Source organism: Nodularia chucula CCY0103, assembly GCF_963923915.1.
Taxonomy (GTDB): domain Bacteria; phylum Cyanobacteriota; class Cyanobacteriia; order Cyanobacteriales; family Nostocaceae; genus Nodularia; species Nodularia chucula.
This window is the reverse complement of record NZ_CAWUOL010000058.1, coordinates 17,218-33,658: the sequence shown is the minus strand read 5'-3', so window position 1 is coordinate 33,658 and position 16,441 is coordinate 17,218. Positions and strand designations below refer to the sequence as shown.

The 16,441-nt window shown below is 44.0% G+C and carries 14 protein-coding genes; 5 read left to right on the top strand and 9 right to left on the bottom strand.

Annotated elements, in window-relative coordinates; translation table 11 throughout:
• Nucleotides 1-214 (bottom strand): hypothetical protein (locus ACM0OP_RS15755; RefSeq protein ID WP_414529370.1); only part of this gene is annotated, 214 nt, incomplete at its 3' end.
• A gap of 48 nt (nt 215-262) precedes the next feature.
• Here ACM0OP_RS15755 and ACM0OP_RS15750 point away from each other — a divergent pair.
• The 4 genes from ACM0OP_RS15750 (at nt 263) to mltA (ending at nt 4,897) form a co-directional block, all read left to right on the top strand.
• Nucleotides 263-1,990: a diflavin flavoprotein gene (locus tag ACM0OP_RS15750; RefSeq protein ID WP_414529369.1), complete on the top strand. Its 1,728-nt coding sequence runs from the start codon at nt 263-265 to the stop codon at nt 1,988-1,990.
• A gap of 523 nt (nt 1,991-2,513) precedes the next feature.
• The gene (locus tag ACM0OP_RS15745) at nt 2,514-2,693 is read left to right on the top strand and encodes a hypothetical protein (protein ID WP_414529368.1); all 180 of its coding nucleotides are present in this window, start codon (nt 2,514-2,516) and stop codon (nt 2,691-2,693) included.
• Nucleotides 2,694-2,908: 215 nt separating this feature from the next.
• Nucleotides 2,909-3,163: a hypothetical protein gene (locus tag ACM0OP_RS15740; RefSeq protein ID WP_414529367.1), complete on the top strand. Its 255-nt coding sequence runs from the start codon at nt 2,909-2,911 to the stop codon at nt 3,161-3,163.
• A gap of 303 nt (nt 3,164-3,466) precedes the next feature.
• Nucleotides 3,467-4,897 carry a murein transglycosylase A gene (gene mltA / locus ACM0OP_RS15735; protein WP_414529366.1) on the top strand — a complete coding sequence of 477 codons (1,431 nt, stop codon included), beginning with the start codon at nt 3,467-3,469 and terminating at the stop codon, nt 4,895-4,897.
• 187 nt (nt 4,898-5,084) lie between these two features.
• Here the strand turns inward: mltA and ACM0OP_RS15730 are convergent, their stop codons facing one another.
• From ACM0OP_RS15730 to ACM0OP_RS15700, 7 genes are all read right to left on the bottom strand, one after another.
• Nucleotides 5,085-5,948: a DUF5895 domain-containing protein gene (locus tag ACM0OP_RS15730; protein WP_414529365.1), complete on the bottom strand. Its 864-nt coding sequence runs from the start codon at nt 5,946-5,948 to the stop codon at nt 5,085-5,087.
• Nucleotides 5,949-6,128: 180 nt separating this feature from the next.
• Complete coding sequence (locus ACM0OP_RS15725; protein ID WP_414529364.1) at nt 6,129-6,812, bottom strand: PHP domain-containing protein; 684 nt, start codon at nt 6,810-6,812, stop codon at nt 6,129-6,131.
• A gap of 412 nt (nt 6,813-7,224) precedes the next feature.
• Nucleotides 7,225-8,253, bottom strand: a complete 1,029-nt coding sequence (gene purM, locus ACM0OP_RS15720) for a phosphoribosylformylglycinamidine cyclo-ligase (RefSeq protein WP_414529363.1) — start codon at nt 8,251-8,253, stop codon at nt 7,225-7,227.
• A gap of 73 nt (nt 8,254-8,326) precedes the next feature.
• Nucleotides 8,327-8,533 (bottom strand): hypothetical protein, encoded by a 207-nt coding sequence (locus ACM0OP_RS15715; protein ID WP_414529362.1) that lies wholly within the window; start codon nt 8,531-8,533, stop codon nt 8,327-8,329.
• Between the two features lie 140 nt (nt 8,534-8,673).
• Nucleotides 8,674-9,276 (bottom strand): superoxide dismutase [Fe], encoded by a 603-nt coding sequence (gene sodB / locus ACM0OP_RS15710; RefSeq protein WP_414529361.1) that lies wholly within the window; start codon nt 9,274-9,276, stop codon nt 8,674-8,676.
• 469 nt (nt 9,277-9,745) lie between these two features.
• Nucleotides 9,746-11,371, bottom strand: coding sequence for a bifunctional pantoate--beta-alanine ligase/(d)CMP kinase (locus ACM0OP_RS15705; protein WP_414529360.1), 1,626 nt, complete (start codon nt 11,369-11,371; stop codon nt 9,746-9,748).
• Nucleotides 11,372-11,477: 106 nt separating this feature from the next.
• Nucleotides 11,478-12,602, bottom strand: a complete 1,125-nt coding sequence (locus ACM0OP_RS15700) for a septal ring lytic transglycosylase RlpA family protein (protein WP_414529359.1) — start codon at nt 12,600-12,602, stop codon at nt 11,478-11,480.
• A 790-nt stretch (nt 12,603-13,392) separates the two neighbouring features.
• Between ACM0OP_RS15700 and glsA the strand changes: the two genes are divergently transcribed.
• Nucleotides 13,393-14,361, top strand: coding sequence for a glutaminase A (gene glsA / locus ACM0OP_RS15695; RefSeq protein WP_414529358.1), 969 nt, complete (start codon nt 13,393-13,395; stop codon nt 14,359-14,361).
• A 5-nt stretch (nt 14,362-14,366) separates the two neighbouring features.
• Here glsA and ACM0OP_RS15690 read toward each other — a convergent pair whose 3' ends face one another.
• Complete coding sequence (locus ACM0OP_RS15690; protein WP_414529356.1) at nt 14,367-16,391, bottom strand: glycoside hydrolase family 10 protein; 2,025 nt, start codon at nt 16,389-16,391, stop codon at nt 14,367-14,369.
• Nucleotides 16,392-16,441: the final 50 nt, after the last annotated feature.

The following is a 16,441-nucleotide window of genomic DNA, read 5'->3' as shown; positions in this document are numbered from 1 at the left end:
TTGGGGATTGGGGACTGGGGACACTTCGGCTACGCTCAGTGCAAGTTGGGTATTGAAAACTAAAAATCTTTCTCCCCACACTTCCCACACTTCCCACACCTCCCACACCTCCCACACCTCCCACACTCCCCACACCTCCCACACCTCCCACACTCCCCACACCCCCCACACTCCCCACACTTCCCACACTTCCCACACCCCCCACACTTCCCACACCCCCCACACCTCTCTCTATTTTTTAAACACACTTCACCAAAAATATATGAACAATTCCAAACCCCGTGACGTACAAATTCTTCCCATCGCCACAAACACAACATTAATTAGAGCGCGAAGTTGGTCACGCCTGCGGTTTGAAATTGAATATGCCAGAGAAAGAGGTACAACCTCCAACTCTTATTTAATTGCAGGCGATAAAACCGCAATTATTGACCCACCGGCGGAAACCTTCACAGAAATTTATCTCCAAGCATTACAGCAAACCATCAACTTAAAACAGTTGGATTATGTGATCTTGGGTCACTTTAGCCCCAACCGCGTCCCCACACTCAAAGCACTTCTAGAATTAGCACCCCAAATCACCTTTGTTTGTTCTCTCCTGGGTGCAGTTAACTTGCGTAATGCTTTCCCTGATAACGCACTCACTGGAGCCAAAGTGCAAATTTTAGTCATGCGGGGTAAAGAAAATCTCGATTTAGGTAAAGGTCACGTTTTAAAATTCTTGCCCATTCCCAGTCCCCGTTGGCCAGAAGGACTGTGTACCTACGACCAACAAACCCAAATTCTCTATACAGATAAACTTTTTGGCTCTCATATTTGTGGTGATGAAGCCTTTGATGAAAATCCTGAACCATTAAAAGAAGACCAGCGCTATTACTACAACTGTCTAATGGCTCCCCAAGCCCAACACGTAGAAGCAGCCTTGGAGAAAATCTCCGATTTCCCAGTCAGAATGTATGCAGTTGGACACGGGCCATTGGTACGTACTGGATTAATAGAACTGACCAAAGCCTACGCAGAATGGAGCAATGCTCAAAAAGATCGGGATATATCTGTAGCGCTACTTTATGCTTCAGCTTATGGAAATACAGCAATTTTAGCTCAAGCAATGGCCTTGGGATTGACTAAAGGTGGAGCCGCAGTCACATCAATCAATTGCGAATTTGCTACCCCTGATGAAATCCGCACTGCAATCCAAGAGTGTGATGGCTTTGTGATTGGTTCTCCCACCATTGGCGGACACGCACCGACTCCCATTCATACCGCCTTGGGAATAGTCCTGACAGTGGGTGATAGCACCAAACTGGCTGGGGTATTTGGTTCTTACGGCTGGAGTGGCGAAGCCTTTGATTTAATTGAAGGTAAATTACGGGATGCTGGTTATCGCTTTGGATTTGATACCCTAAAAGTCAAGTTTAAGCCCGATGATGTCACTCTCAAGTTCTGTGAAGAAGTGGGTACAGATTTTGCTCAAACCTTGAAAAAAGCGAATAAAGTCCGTTTACCCCAACATACTGCTACCCCGATGGAACAAGCTGTAGGAAGGATTGTCGGTTCAGTGTGTGTAGTTTCCGCTAAACAAGGGGATGTATCTACAGGAATGCTCGGTTCTTGGGTATCTCAGGCTACCTTTAATCCCCCTGGTATAACTGTGGCGATCGCCAAAGAGCGAGCCATAGAATCTCTGATGTATCCTGGCAGTAAGTTTGCCCTAAATATCTTAGAAGAAGGCAATCACTTAGAATACACCAAGCACTTCCGCAAGAGCTTTGCTCCTGGAGAAGAGAGATTTAGCGACTTTAGCACCACCGTGGCAGATAATGGCTGTACAATTCTCACCGATGCCGTAGCTTACGTTGAATGCTCAGTTGAAGAACGGATGGAATGTGGGGATCATTGGGTAATTTATGCCACCGTTGATAACGGCAAATTAATCAAACCCGATGCTGTAACTGCCATCAACCATCGCAAAACAGGCACTCACTATTAATTCACCATTAACTAAAATTTTTAATCTCAGACTCCTGCCATAGTCTTAAACTAGGTGGGAGTCTTCTTGTATTCTTATATAGCTGGGGACTGGGGACTGGGGACTGGGGACTTGGGATTGGGGATTGGGGACTGGGGACTGGGGACTTGGGATTGGGGATTGGGGACTGGGGACTGGGGACACTTCGGCTACGCTCAGTGCAAGTTGGGTATTGGAAACTAAAAATCTTTCTCCCCACACTCCCCACACTTCCCACACCCCCCACACCTCCCACACTTCCCACACTCCCCACGCTTCCCACACTCCCCACACCTCCCTACTGTACTATTTTACACCAGGAACTTTTCCTGTTACAGGCTGTCTAGCAAATTTGACCAAAATATTTAAGTAAGATTCCGCAATTGCCACCAAGACAATTCAATACAGATCATGTCATCTTAAACTAAGAACTCAATTCTTGGCAGTTATCACACAACCCGCCAACTGCTCTGCGTAAAAGCTTTTATACTAATTTGTTCCTCCTATGTCCGCACAACATAACAAGCTGAAATTTCCTGTTTGGCAGTATCTGAATCAGCCCTTATTCAGCCGCGATTCTAAATTAGAATTGAATCCTCGTCGTTTTGCTCAGAGTTGGCGAGTAGGACTTCTAGAACGGTGTTTAAATAAAGAATGTGATGCTAAAGGTCCGCAACAGTATTAATTCCGGTTAAAGCGGACGCTGTTCATGACATTTTTAGGGAACTGCTAAAAGTCATGGCCGTCTAGAGTCAAAGTAAAAGTGAAAAGTTCGCTGTCATGAGTTGGAGAATTGCTAGTTATGCTAAAAAGCTTTTCTCGCTACCGTATGCTTACCCTTTTCATTGTGGCGTTAACTGGTTAACAATGAGTGGGATATGTTTTAAATGATTCAATGTAATGCCGAGAACACCAGATGAATTTGCAGTCCACATCTTACTAGAAGGTGGCCACCGCGAAGTAGTACGTTTTCCCACTTTTCCAGATTTTCAAAAATGGTACAGCAGTTCGTTGATGCCAAAGTTTGATTCTAATGAATTGATTAACGTACCAATCAAGAATATTGATCAGGAATACTTAGTAGTGCGTCCCAATCGAATTTTGGCAATTCGGGTAGAACCAGTCTTTAGCTCTAGTGTCGAAAGATTTAACTAAGTTACTAAATTTCCTGAAAAGGCGAGGGACTTTTTAAATCAGTGAACAGTTAACAGTTAACAGTTATCAAGGCGTGTGATGGGTGATTTAGACTCAATTATGTCTCTTGACTGATAATTGTTAAAAATCCCCTGAAATTATTCAGGGGAATGTTCAGCATGGGCATTTGGAATCGGATATACACTGTCAAAACAGTCTGATAGCTAAGGCGGTGATGACATGACGAAATTTCACAACCAATTGACAGCAAGCATTTTACTTTTGATTTTTGATTTTTTGCTATAGGTTTAGATATTGAATAAGATGATGAAAAAAAGCCTTGCTTTGGTTTCCTTGAGTTTGGGAATGGCGTTGAGTAATAATATGTGGCCTGCTATCGCTCAGGTGGTAATCCCTGTATCAATTAATTCACAGGTAAGGCCACCAGTCAACCCATCTGCGACTCAGGTAGTAATCCCTGTATCAATTAATCCACAAGTAAAGCCACCAGTCCAACCATCTGTGGCTCAGGTGATTATCCCTGTACCAACTAATCCGCAAGTACGTCCACCAGTTCAGCCCCCAGTTCGTCCACCAGTTCAGCCCCCAGCACGACCACCAGTCCAAACTAGACCTCCGCAAGCACAGCCTTCAGCACCCCTGAGACCGATGAATGTGGGAGATAATTGCACTCCTAGACACGGTTGTTTGGGTTGGGATGAACAACTTTGGGATCAAATCGGTCAATCTGGCGATCGCCAGGCTTTGTTGACTGCTATTGACCATAGTTTAAGTTATTTGCAAAGAAATAGTGCGATCGCTCTCTATCAAAAATATCCCGTTCGTAGCATTACCCATGATCGCGTGCGTCGGAGTTTGATTCGCTTCCGTCAATTAGTTGTCAATTCCCAATCTCCAGAGGAACTACAAGCTGCTGTGCGGCGAGAGTTTACCTTTTACAAGTCTGTGGGTAATGATGGCCAGGGTACTGTTAAATTTACTGCTTACTATGAACCTATTTATACTGCTAGCCGTGTTAGAACTCAAGAATATAAGTACCCTCTATATCGGAGACCAGCAGACTTTGATCAATGGGCAAAACCTCATCCCAAACGAGTTGCTTTAGAAGGTGCAGATGGTTTACTAGGGGACAGAAGTCCTTTGCGTGGTTTAGAAATTCTCTGGTTCCGCGATCGCTTTGATGCATATATGGTACATATCCAAGGTTCAGCCCAAATTGAGTTAACTGATGGTAGCAGAACCTCTGTGGGCTTTGCAGGTGGCACAGATTACCCCTGGACAAGTATCGGCGGACAACTATCGAAAGATGGTAAATTAGCCGCCAATCAATTAAATATGCCCGGTATCATTAACTTTTTCCAACGTAATCCCCAGGAAATGAATAGTTATCTACCGCGTTGGGAAAGATTTGTTTTCTTCCAAGAAACTGCCGGTAGACCAGCCACTGGAAGTATTAATGTCCCAGTTACAGCCGAGCGTTCCATCGCTACAGATAAGTCGCTCATGCCCCCAGGCGCACTAGCACTGGTGCATACTTCACTCCCTTATGTTGGCAGCAATGGTCAGCTACAATATCGTACCGTCAGCCGCTTTGTTCTCGATCAAGATACAGGTAGCGCCATCAGAGGACCGGGAAGAGTTGATTATTTCATGGGTTCTGGCAAAATAGCAGGCGATCGCGCCGGCGTTACAGGCGGTAACGGTTCACTCTATTACTTACTGCTGAAAAATTAGAGGCAGGGTGTGGGGAGTGTGGGGAGTGTGGGGAGTGTGGGGAGTGTGGGGGGTGTGGGAAGTGTGGGGAGAAAGATTTTTAGTTTCCAATACCCAACTTGCACTGAGCGTAGCCGAAGTGTCCCCAGTCCCCAATCCCCAGTCCCCAATCCCCAATCCCCAATCCCCAATCCCCAATCCCTACTCCCTAATAAGGTGGATAATCGTCTTCATCGGCGTAAATATAAGAATTGGAAACGGCAACTTGTGCTATTTTCGGTGTTTCTACCTTGATAGATTCCTTACCAAACTCTTTGTGTTCTTCAAAAGTCTTGCAAATCATGGCAGACTCAGCAGAATCTGAAGCAATCAGGTAGTCAGTTAATGTATCTAAAGTAGGATGTTTGTAGTCTACCGTTGAAGCTACCATCACGGTGTTGGGTTCTATGCCTCTCTCTTCACACTCAATCACCGGGCAGAAAATCCCATGAGCATGAAATAAAGGCCCCTTGGGTGACACAGGCTGCTGGCGATATACTGCATAGGCTTTTTCTAACTCAGCGACGAATCCACCGATGACTCTACCTTGTTGAAATTCGCAGTAGGTTTTGCTGAAACTAGCTCCCGCAACACCGCTCAGAGTTAATTGCAGTGGCGAGTCGTGGAGAAACTTTTTATTCTCTCCTACTAAATAAATGAGATGGCGAGTAAAGGTTTTAAATTTTAGCTTATCCGCTAAAAAAGCATCATAATTCTCTTTAAGAGTTCCCAATTTACTACCAGTTTCCCTGTCTTTCACTGATAAGGGACCTCGACGCACTATGACTAACTTGGGAGTTGTACTAATAAAAACTGTTTCTACTTCGGAGCTAAATTCATGCTCTACCTCTTGCCAATTCTCATCAGGCTTAAAGCCTACAGCAGTGGCATTATCTAATTTAATCGCTAAACCGTGGGGCTGAATACCGTCGCTACCATAGCGAGGGTTAATCATCTGACACCAAGGGATGATTTGAGAAGGAGGAGCGTTAAATTTATCGTCTTCAAAGTCGAAATTGGCAGATGCTGACATCGTTTTAGACTATCAAAAATGTGTTTGTGATATGTTCTCTATTCAACAAGTTTATCTGTTTGAGGCGGTTTGGTGGAGCTATAACAAAAGTTAAAAGTTGTGAATTGGTTGGGGAATTTTTTCATGTCCTCATAAGCTGAAGGTTAGAGGCGTATCCTGAATCAATCACCAATGAAGACTTTACAGGCGTTGTAGGAGACTTAAACCGTGGGTATCAGTACCACAGGTATTGAACAGGTGATATTCTGTGGCCAAGTTTTGTACTTGTTCTGTTTCTACCGTACTTGGTGTCCAAGGTTTGGGGTTATTGTAAGCATAGAAGGCTTCTACACCATCAATTCCCCGTTCAGCGGCCGCCGGAATTAGGTCAAAATGCGATCGCTTGTAACGCGCTGGATGAGCTAAAACGGCTAATCCGCCAGCTTCATGTATGGCAGCTATGACATTATTGGCTTGATAGTCTTTACCTGTGGTGGGTTTTCTTTGCACATAGGGTTTCATACTGGAATGCTCTGTTTCAAAGGCATAAGCCAAAATGTGAACTTCCACATCCAAAAGTTTGGCATTAATTTCTACCCCACTCCAGAGCAAAGGAGTATTTTCACTGGCATTTTCCCGATATTTTACTAGCCAGGATTGTGCTGCATTATACCCATTGATGGTGTGGTGGTCTGTAATCGCTAATCCTTGTAGCCCAATGGCGATCGCTTGTTCCATCAACATACTTGGCTGCAACTTGCCATCTGAGTAAACAGTATGCATGTGAAAATTGAATAACTTGGGACAACTTTGGGCATCAACCCTGTCGAAGACTTGTCTTAAAATGTCTGCGGAAGTAGATGTCCGAGCAAAATTTACAACCATAACTTTTTATAAATGAAAATACTTGATTCCCCATACACCGACACGCCACACATCAGATGTGAAAAAGACTCCAGCACCAGAAAGTGACCGTAGTGATTTTCTTAAATTTACTAGCCAATTTTTGCAATATGTTAAGACTACCTTAGCAAATCTCAATGCTTATTCACATGAGTATTTTCCATGACACATATTAAATAAGCAGGGGGGGTGGAGGGGGCAGGGAGCAGGGTAGAGAATGGGACAAAGGTTGCACTCCGCCTCAGATACAGCGTCCTAGAAGGGGCGCACTGAGTAGTTTATAAGTCTCTAATCCTGTCTAAGTTTTCCGAGCATTGAAACTTTTGCCAAATATTGAATATATAAAATATGTCAAATACCCCACCCACAAAGAGATGGGGTTTGGATCTCTATACTATGATGGTAAGCCGACTAATTCACCAGAACCTGTAATCACTTCACCAATAGCCACAGCTGAGATATCTTGAGATTTAAAAAATGTCATTGTCTGTTCTACTTGATGGGGTGGTACTAACACTACAAAACCAACTCCCATATTAAAAGTATTATACATCGCCTTGGCACTCACCGAACCAACTGTAGCCAGCCACTCAAATACAGGGGGAATATTCCAACTCTGGGGATGAATTTGAATACTTTGATTTTGACCCAAGCATCGGGGTAAATTCTCTGGTAAACCTCCGCCTGTAATATGTGCCATACCGTGAATTTCTAACCCAGATTGACGCGCCGCTAACACAGGTTTGACATAAATTTGTGTAGGTTTCAGGAAAGCCTCGGCGATGGTTTCACCACCTAATAATGCTGGGCGTTCATCCCAAGCCAAACCGCTTGCGTCTACAATTTTCCGGACTAAACTTAAACCGTTGCTGTGTACACCAGTGCTAGGAAGGGCGATCGCCACATCGCCAATTTCTACCTGAGAAGTATCCAACATCTGGCTTTTTTCCACAATCCCTACAGAAAACCCAGCCAAATCATACTCACCCACTTGGTAGAAACCCGGCATTTCTGCGGTTTCTCCGCCCAACAAAGCGCAACCCGCCTGCTTACAACCAGCAGCTATACCTGCTACCACTTCAGTCAGTTGGGCTGGTTCTAACTTACCTGTAGCTACATAATCTAAAAAAAACAGTGGTTCTGCACCGGATGTCAACACATCATTAACACACATAGCCACTAAATCAATGCCCACTGTATCATGACGGTTGAGAATCTGGGCAATTTTCAGCTTTGTTCCCACACCATCAGTCCCGGAAACCAAGACTGGTTCTTTAAAACCCCCTGGTAATTGGAAGCAACCACCAAAGCCACCTAGTCCACCAATTACTTCTGGTCTAAAGGTGCTGTGAACTAAATTGCGAATTTGGTCTACAAAGGCTCTACCCGCCTCAACATCTACCCCAGCATCCCGATAATCCATAATAGTTAGTCATTAGTCATTAGTCATTAGTCATTAGTTCATAGTTCCTAGTCCATAGTCAAGAAACCAATCACTAAAACACTTCCTCTTCCAGACCACGCCACCATTCACCCAAGTTCATTAAGTCTTCGTGAATATCTGCTAACTGATTAGCATAAGCATCTTCTGAAATCTGATCTCGGCTTTCTTGCAATTTCTTCAGGCGCAGTTGTACCAATAGCCAAGGTTTAGCAATGCTGTTTGTGGATTCCAGATATTTTGCGAGTTCGTTGCTATCCATATTCTTTAGTGCTTTTTCCGATATGGCATCTTCTAAGCAAAAACAGCCACGATAGTAGTCGTGACTGCTGGCAGTATTTCTAAATTAACTGATTTTTACTGCTTTTATTGCAGGATTCAAGTCAGTAGGAGACTAAGAGATTAGGCTTGAGCGTAATTTGCAGCCACAAAGTCCCAGTTGACTAGCTTATCTAAAAAGTTTTTGATGAAAGCAGGACGAGCATTTTTATAGTCGATGTAGTAGGCGTGTTCCCAAACATCTAGGGTGAGGAGTGCCTTTTTACCATGAGCTAAGGGGTTCTCTGCATTGGGTGTTTTCATGACCTTGAGAGTACCACCATCATCAACTAACCAAGCCCAACCACTACCGAATTGAGTTGCAGCTGCGGTAGAAAATTCTTCTGTGAATTTCTCAAAGCTACCGAAGTCCTGATTAATTTTGGCTGCTAAGTCACCTGTGGGTGCGCCACCACCTGCGGGCTTTAAGCAATTCCAGAAAAAGCTATGATTCCAAACTTGAGCAGCGTTGTTAAAGATTCCCGCTTTGGAGGAGTCTTTAAAGGAAATTTGGATAACTTCTTCGAGGGATTTGTTAGCTAGTTCTGTGCCTTCGGTGAGTTTGTTCAAGTTAGTCACATAGGCTGCATGGTGTTTGCCGTAGTGGTACTCGAAGGTTTCGGCTTTCATGCCGTACTGCTCTAAAGCCTTAATGTCGAATGGTAAGGGGGGCTGTGTAAATGCCATTTTGTGAAATCCTCTCTTGTTTTCCAGGTTAAAGCTGTTGTAGCAACTTAGGAAACGACAGATTTTATCTGTATGCGTTTTATGTCCTAGTGTTACAGGATATAAAACTTAACAGTGTCATTCTACTACCAAAGGGAGGATTCCGACAAAATACTGTTGTATTTCAGGAGTTTTGTGTTAATTACAGGTGTTGAAGAGGCAGAGTGTGGGGGGTGTGGGAGGTGTGGGAAGTGTGGGAAGCGTGGGAGGTGTGGGAAGTGTGGGAAGTGTGGGGAGTGTGGGGAGTGTGGGGAGTGTGGGAGGTGTGGGAGGTGTGGGAGGTGTGGGGAGAAAGATTTTTAGTTTTCAATACCCAACTTGCACTGAGCGTAGCCGAAGTGTCCCCAATCCCCAATCCCCAATCCCCAATCCCCAATCCCCAATCCCCAATCCCCAGTCCCCAGTCCCCAGTCCCCAATCCCCAATCCCCCTACAACTGAGATAACCGTTGTTGGTAGTGCTTAACAATTTGTGCTGTGACTTCCGAGACGTTGAGACCATCAGATTGTATTTCTACTGCATCTGCTGCTTTTTTTAATGGGGAAACTTTACGAGTGCTATCTTTCCAGTCACGTTCGGCGATGTCGCGTTTGATCTGTTCTAAATTGACTTCGGGCTGTCCCTGTTTTTGGAAGTCTTGCTGACGACGGTGGGCGCGTTCATCCACTGAGGCGGTTAAGAATACTTTAAGATCGGCATCGGGGAAGACATGAGTGCCAATGTCTCGTCCTTCGGCGACTAAACCACCTTTTTTACCCCAACTTTGCTGTTGTTTAACGAGGGCTTGACGGACTGCGCTTTGGGCGGCGATCGCCGATACTTGAGATGTGACTTCAATGGTGCGAATTGCTTGGGTGACATCAGTCCCGTTAACCCAAACTTGGACGCTGGATTCTAGATCCTGGCTGGGGGTAAGTTCAATGTGACACTGACTGAGTAATTCGGCGATCGCTTCGCTCGCCGTAGGTATCGTACATTCATCACTAACAGCAATCCCTTTTTCTAGCACTAGCCAAGTTACAGCGCGATACATAGCACCTGTATCTAGATACACTAGACCTAGCTGGTTAGCTACTTGACGAGCTACTGTAGATTTCCCTGCACCAGCCGGACCATCGATGGCGATGATGGGTTGACGATTGCTCAAGATAATATTATCAATCAAACGTGTCGAACCTAGACGAGATGCGATCGCCAGCATTCCTTCCTCCTCAACTGTTTCTAAAGCCATTAACGTATTCGGTTTAACCAATTCAATATATTCCACAATTAGAGTGCCAACCTGCGCCAGTTCTCGCTCTACCACGGCTATCAGTTCGCTGCGATCGCGAACACCCGCCTTAAAAGCAGCTAAACTGGCCTGTAAACCTTGATATAAAATTGCTGCTTGCTCTTTTTCTTGTGCAGTCAAATATTGGTTACGAGAACTTAAGGCCAAACCCGACGCTTCCCGCACCGTTGGACAAGCAACAATCTCCACCGGCAAATTCAAATCAGCCACCAGCCGTTTAATAATAGCTAGTTGTTGACCATCTTTTTGTCCAAAATAGGCTCGATCAGGTTGTACCAAGTTCAAAAGCTTGGTGACAATCGTTGCCACACCCTGAAAATGACCTATTCGAGAACGACCACACAAACCTAACATCATAGCAGATGGAGGCGTTACTTGTGTCACTTCAGATGCTTGTAAACTTTTCTGAGAAACACCCATTTCCTCCGGAGTAGGAGCAAAAATCGCATCTACCCCCGCTTGTACACAGAGTGCTTGGTCTAATGCCAAACTCCGGGGATAACGTTCATAATCCTCATGGGGACCAAATTGCAACGGATTCACAAAAATACTCACAATCACCGTAGAATTTTCTTGTCTGGCTCTGTTGATCAGACTCAGATGACCTGGATGTAATCCCCCCATAGTCGGAACCAAACCCACATCCGTCTGATACCAGCTACTAACCTCATCCAGTCCCAAATCCTCTGGAACCCTTAGCTGATATTGTGAACAGCGTTTACTTAAATAGCAGCGTAAAGCTGCAACTGTTGTCAGCAGGCGCACAAAATTCCCCTAGTTCTTTCTAACCTTTTTCCCCGTTAGTTTATATCTGAAATAGGGGATAGGGGTATGGAACTAGGGGAATTAGGGAGAGGGGACTGATGCAGAATTATCTACCGATAACTTCCACCTTTACTGGTGCTAAACCACTGTTAATCATCCCTAAGTTACGAGCAGCGCCAGTAGAAACATCGATAATGCGACCCCGAATAAAGGGGCCACGGTCATTAATCCGCACAACAACGGAACGACCATTACGAGTATTTGTCACCCGAACCCGCGTACCAAAAGGTAAACTCCGGTGAGCAGCAGTCATGGCTTCTGGATTAAATCTCTCCCCTGTAGCAGTGGGTCTTCCAGCAAAACCGCGACCGTAAAAGGAAGCAATCCCTTGAAAAGTGCGTCGTCGATTATTAGCAACTTGCTGTGCTGGCTCTGGGAGAGAAATATTGGCTCTTTCTGGTAAACCAGTAATTTCATTGATGGGAGAAGCATTACCAATCAGTCTCCGCAAGCGATTTGCTGCTTGTAAAGCATCTTCCGCTAGATTTGCGGTACTCCCTGCTAAGATGGTCTGCTGATTGATTTCCACCAATTCTTGATTATTGATTTTGATGGTATACCGTTCTTGTGGCTGTTCTTCTACAGAGGCGCGTTTATTCTGGGCTTGATTGGCTGTAGATTCGCCTTCACCCTTCCAACTAACGGTAATTTGTGCAGCGTCGTCACTGTTACGAACTAGCTGATTAATACTAGCTGCTATTAAACCAGCGCGATGAACCGGGTCATCATGAAGGGATTTTGGTTGGTTTTTCGCACTTGTAAAACTCCCAACACTGCTTAAATTAGTATCTGCAATTAGGGTGTGGGACTGTTGTTGCTTATTATCTCCAATTACACCAAGTTTGGTATCACCACTCGCCACTGGCTGAGAACTCAAAAAGGTGAGAACGGGTATATCTTTAACAAACAGAGTTGCTGCTTTACGACCTTCAATGTCGTGAATATGAATGTTTGTGATCACAGCATCTGAGGTAAGTTTCCCTGCTGGGGTTTGGGTTTCTGCTACGCTTAACCGCAAAAACTCTCCTACTTTAACAGCATCATCACTTGATGATGAAGATGAAACTGGAGTAACTTCATCTGTTGTAGTAGTTTGAGCGCGACCGACTGAAGGTGTACCCACAGCAGTCAGAAACAGGGCGACAATAGTCCACAAATATCTTTGATTCATGCGTCCGATTTTTAAAGCAACTGTAGGACAGCAGGGTTTTAGTTCGGAAAATTTTGTCTCACTAAAAGTGGCATATTCCGCATCACTAAAACTGGTGCTGCTTTCACTTTGCGTTTATTTAACTGCAACACACTAACATGAACCTTTGAGGTTGGGGATCAGGGTTTTAGCGTAGATATTTGTTAGTTGATTTCATTTTCATGCTAATTTTTAGGTCAAAACCCTTCCCAATTGCGGATTTTGACTGTGTAACGTTTTTTTCAATTAATTAAATTTTTGATATGAAATTTGAATATTTTCCTGATGGGAAATTAGCAGTAAGACTCACTATCAGAAAATGTAAGTAAACGAACACATTAGTTTATTAAATCATGCTGCTAGTTATTCAACATAATCTAGATCAGAGGGGCTAAAAATGTGGACTGATTATCAGGGAATAAACTTTTGAAATACTAGTTAAGATAATTGTTATAGAGATTTCCAGAGATGATTCAGCTAAAATTAGCTGCTGGTGTTTTTTTGAGTAGAGGTGATATTAGGCAATTTATTCTCAGGAAATTTATTTAGTTACATAGTAATGAGGAATACTTATAATCTAGTAGTATGCACGTATAAAAATCAGGTATTTTGGTAACTAAAAAATTTTTCTCCACAAATTAAAATCAATGATGAGACAATAAAAATAGCATTATTGGCATGAGTAGAGAAAAAAGCGAGTATAGAAAATTACATAATTTTCCCCTTGCTATATTGACTTAAATGTGATTTTTGTAAGTAAACTATCGGCATCATGGCAAACCCAGGAAATCTAGAAGATTTAGAAGTTATCGCAGCGCCATTTTTAGCAGTTATCAATGATTTATATGGGGAATACAAGTCACTTAAGGAGGGGACACTAGCAAACTATATTCCGGAACTGGCGAAGGTGAATCCGGAATTATTCAGCATTTGTATTGTGACTGTAGATGGACAAACTTACCAAGTGGGGGATCATCAACAACAATTTACGATTCAGTCAATTTCTAAAGTGTTTGCTTATGGATTGGCTTTAGAAGATCATGGACGGGATTATGTGTTGACTAGAGTTGGTGTTGAACCCACAGGAGATGCATTTAACGCCATTATTCTAGATGAACAATCGAAGCGACCTTATAACCCTATGGTAAATGCAGGTGCGATCGCTACTACCAGTTTAATTAAAGGAGGTGGTCCCACAGAACGCTTAAACCGGGTGCTAGAAATGTTTGGTAAATACACCGGAAGGGATGCAATGGTTGATATTTCCGTCTTTACCTCTGAACGCAGTACGGGACATCGCAACCGCGCCATTGCCCACCTGATGCTGAATTTTGGCATGATTGACCAAAATATTGAGGAAGTTTTGGATCTTTACTTTCAGCAATGTGCTGTGATGGTAAATTGCCAAGATTTAGCGGTGATGGCGGCGACTTTGGCTAACAAAGGTATTAACCCAGTGACGGGAAAACAAGCATTAGATAGTAGTTATGTGAAAGATATTCTCAGCGTGATGTACACCTGCGGGATGTATAACTTTGCTGGGGAATGGGCTTATAAAGTGGGACTTCCGGCTAAAAGTGGGGTTTGTGGGGGAATTATGGCGGTTGTACCCCACAAAATGGGGATTGGTGTGTTTTCGCCTTTGTTAGATGTGCGTGGTAATAGTGTCCGGGGAGTGAAGGTCTGTGAGGAACTCTCCCGGCGCTTGGGGTTACATTTATTTGAATGTGGCGGGTGCTGAAAGTTTTAAACTACTGTAATGATTACACCAACACTCTCATTCCCTAACCTATCAACAGCAGCTACTGCATAGTTTCCGTTTTGTGAAACGGTGGCGAAGGTTGTCCCAGCCGATAGGATGCGCTGAAGTGTCCAAAAGTCACCATTTTGGCGATAAAGTGTCCAAGACCGTACTGGTTGATTATCTCCTGGTTCCCAACTGAGGCGGCGATTGTTAACTTGTAGTTTTTGGGGTGGTGGTGGTGCTGTTCCCCCTTTCCAGGGCATGGTGGGAACTATGGAGGGTGTAGAATAAAGAGAATTTCGGAAACTGTCTGCTATTCCCTGACGGTTTTGAGTAATGGAACTCATGCTGAAGAAGATATTACCCAGGGAGAGGTCAGAGACGAGATTACGGGTAATGGCTACTTGTTGCTGAATTTCTTGATTTTTCCAAGCTTTGCCATCGAGGAGACTAATATTGTTACCTACATATATATGTTTCTGGCGAGTGTTAATTTCTGTCCACCATTTCAGCAAGACAGGATAACTTTGTGCTGCTTGGTCGATACGCCAATAAAGTTGGGGGGCTAAGTAATCTACCATTCCTCCTTGTAACCATCTTTTGGCATCAGCATATAACTGATTATAAGCATCTAAGCCATTGATTCCTGGTGGTTGTCCTGGTTGGTAAATGCCAAAGGGACTAATACCAAATTTAACGTGGGGTTTTGTGGCTTTAATTCCTTCGGATATACGTGATACCATTTCCGTCACATTGTTCCGTCGCCAGTCACCTAAGCTGAGTTGACCACCATTTGCTCTATAGGCTGCATAGGTTTGATTGTCGGGGAAGGTTTGACCTTGGATAGGATAGGGATAAAAATAATCATCGAGATGAATGGCATCGATATTGTAGCGGCGGACAACATCTATAATGACGTTGAAAGCGCGGTCTTGGACGATTTTACTACCTGGGTCCATCCATAGTTGATTACCCCATTGGTAAACTAGTTCGGGGTTGGTGACAGCTATATGGTTTCTGGCGTTGGGTCTAGCTGTGAGGCTGGTTTTGGCGCGGTAGGGGTTGAACCAAGCATGAAGTTCTATATTGCGTTTGTGACATTCGGCGATCGCAAACTGTAACGGATCATAATATGGATTTGGTGCTTGACCTTGAGTTCCCGTTAACCAAGCACTCCAGGGTTCAAAGGGGGAATCATAGAATGCATCTCCCTCTGGACGCACTTGTAATATCAGGGCGTTAAAATTTAATGACTGTAATCGGGTAACAATTTCGATAAATTCGGCTTGTTGTTCTGCGGTGGAAAGTCCAGAACGCGAAGGCCAATCATTATTCCAGACTGTTGTTACCCAAGCGCCGCGAAACTCTCGTCTGTGGTCAACCTCAGCTATGGGCAGAGTGGAGATAACTTGTGGGGGAACTACAATATAGTTAGAGGGGATTTTTTCTCGCCAGAGTAAATACACCATCGCTTGGTATACCATGACTACAACTTCTGCACGGGTTGCGGCTACTCTGGGGTTGAATACTTTGACGTTTGGGTAATTAACTACTAAATTTTTGGCTGTGGCGATCGCCACTTGATTTCTCGCATAGGCGGGAATATTGGCTGCATCTTGATAAATTTGGGGTAATACATCGACTAAATCTGGTTTGACATTGGCCGCCATTTCCAAGCCATTGACGATCGCCACTAAAACATCACTACGAAAAATCCGATCATTGGGGCGGAAGCGTCCATCGGGATAACCGCTAAAAAATCCCGCTTCATAAGTTTTTTTTATGCCATTGATCGCCCAGTGATTATCAGGGACATCAATAAAAGGGACATATTCCCGTTTGGGATATCGTGAGGATGCAAATACTGCGGCTAGTATAGCGGCAAATTCAGCCCGCGTCACAGAATTATCTGGTCGAAAAGTGCCATTAGGATAGCCATTTAAAATACTGCGTTCTGTTAATGCTTCAATAAATGGCCTAGCCCAATGATTCTGCACATCGGGGAAACGAATCGGTGTAGATACCATAATGGATTGTAACTAGCTTGATTTCATGCTGATCTTCTTTGTTAATTTAG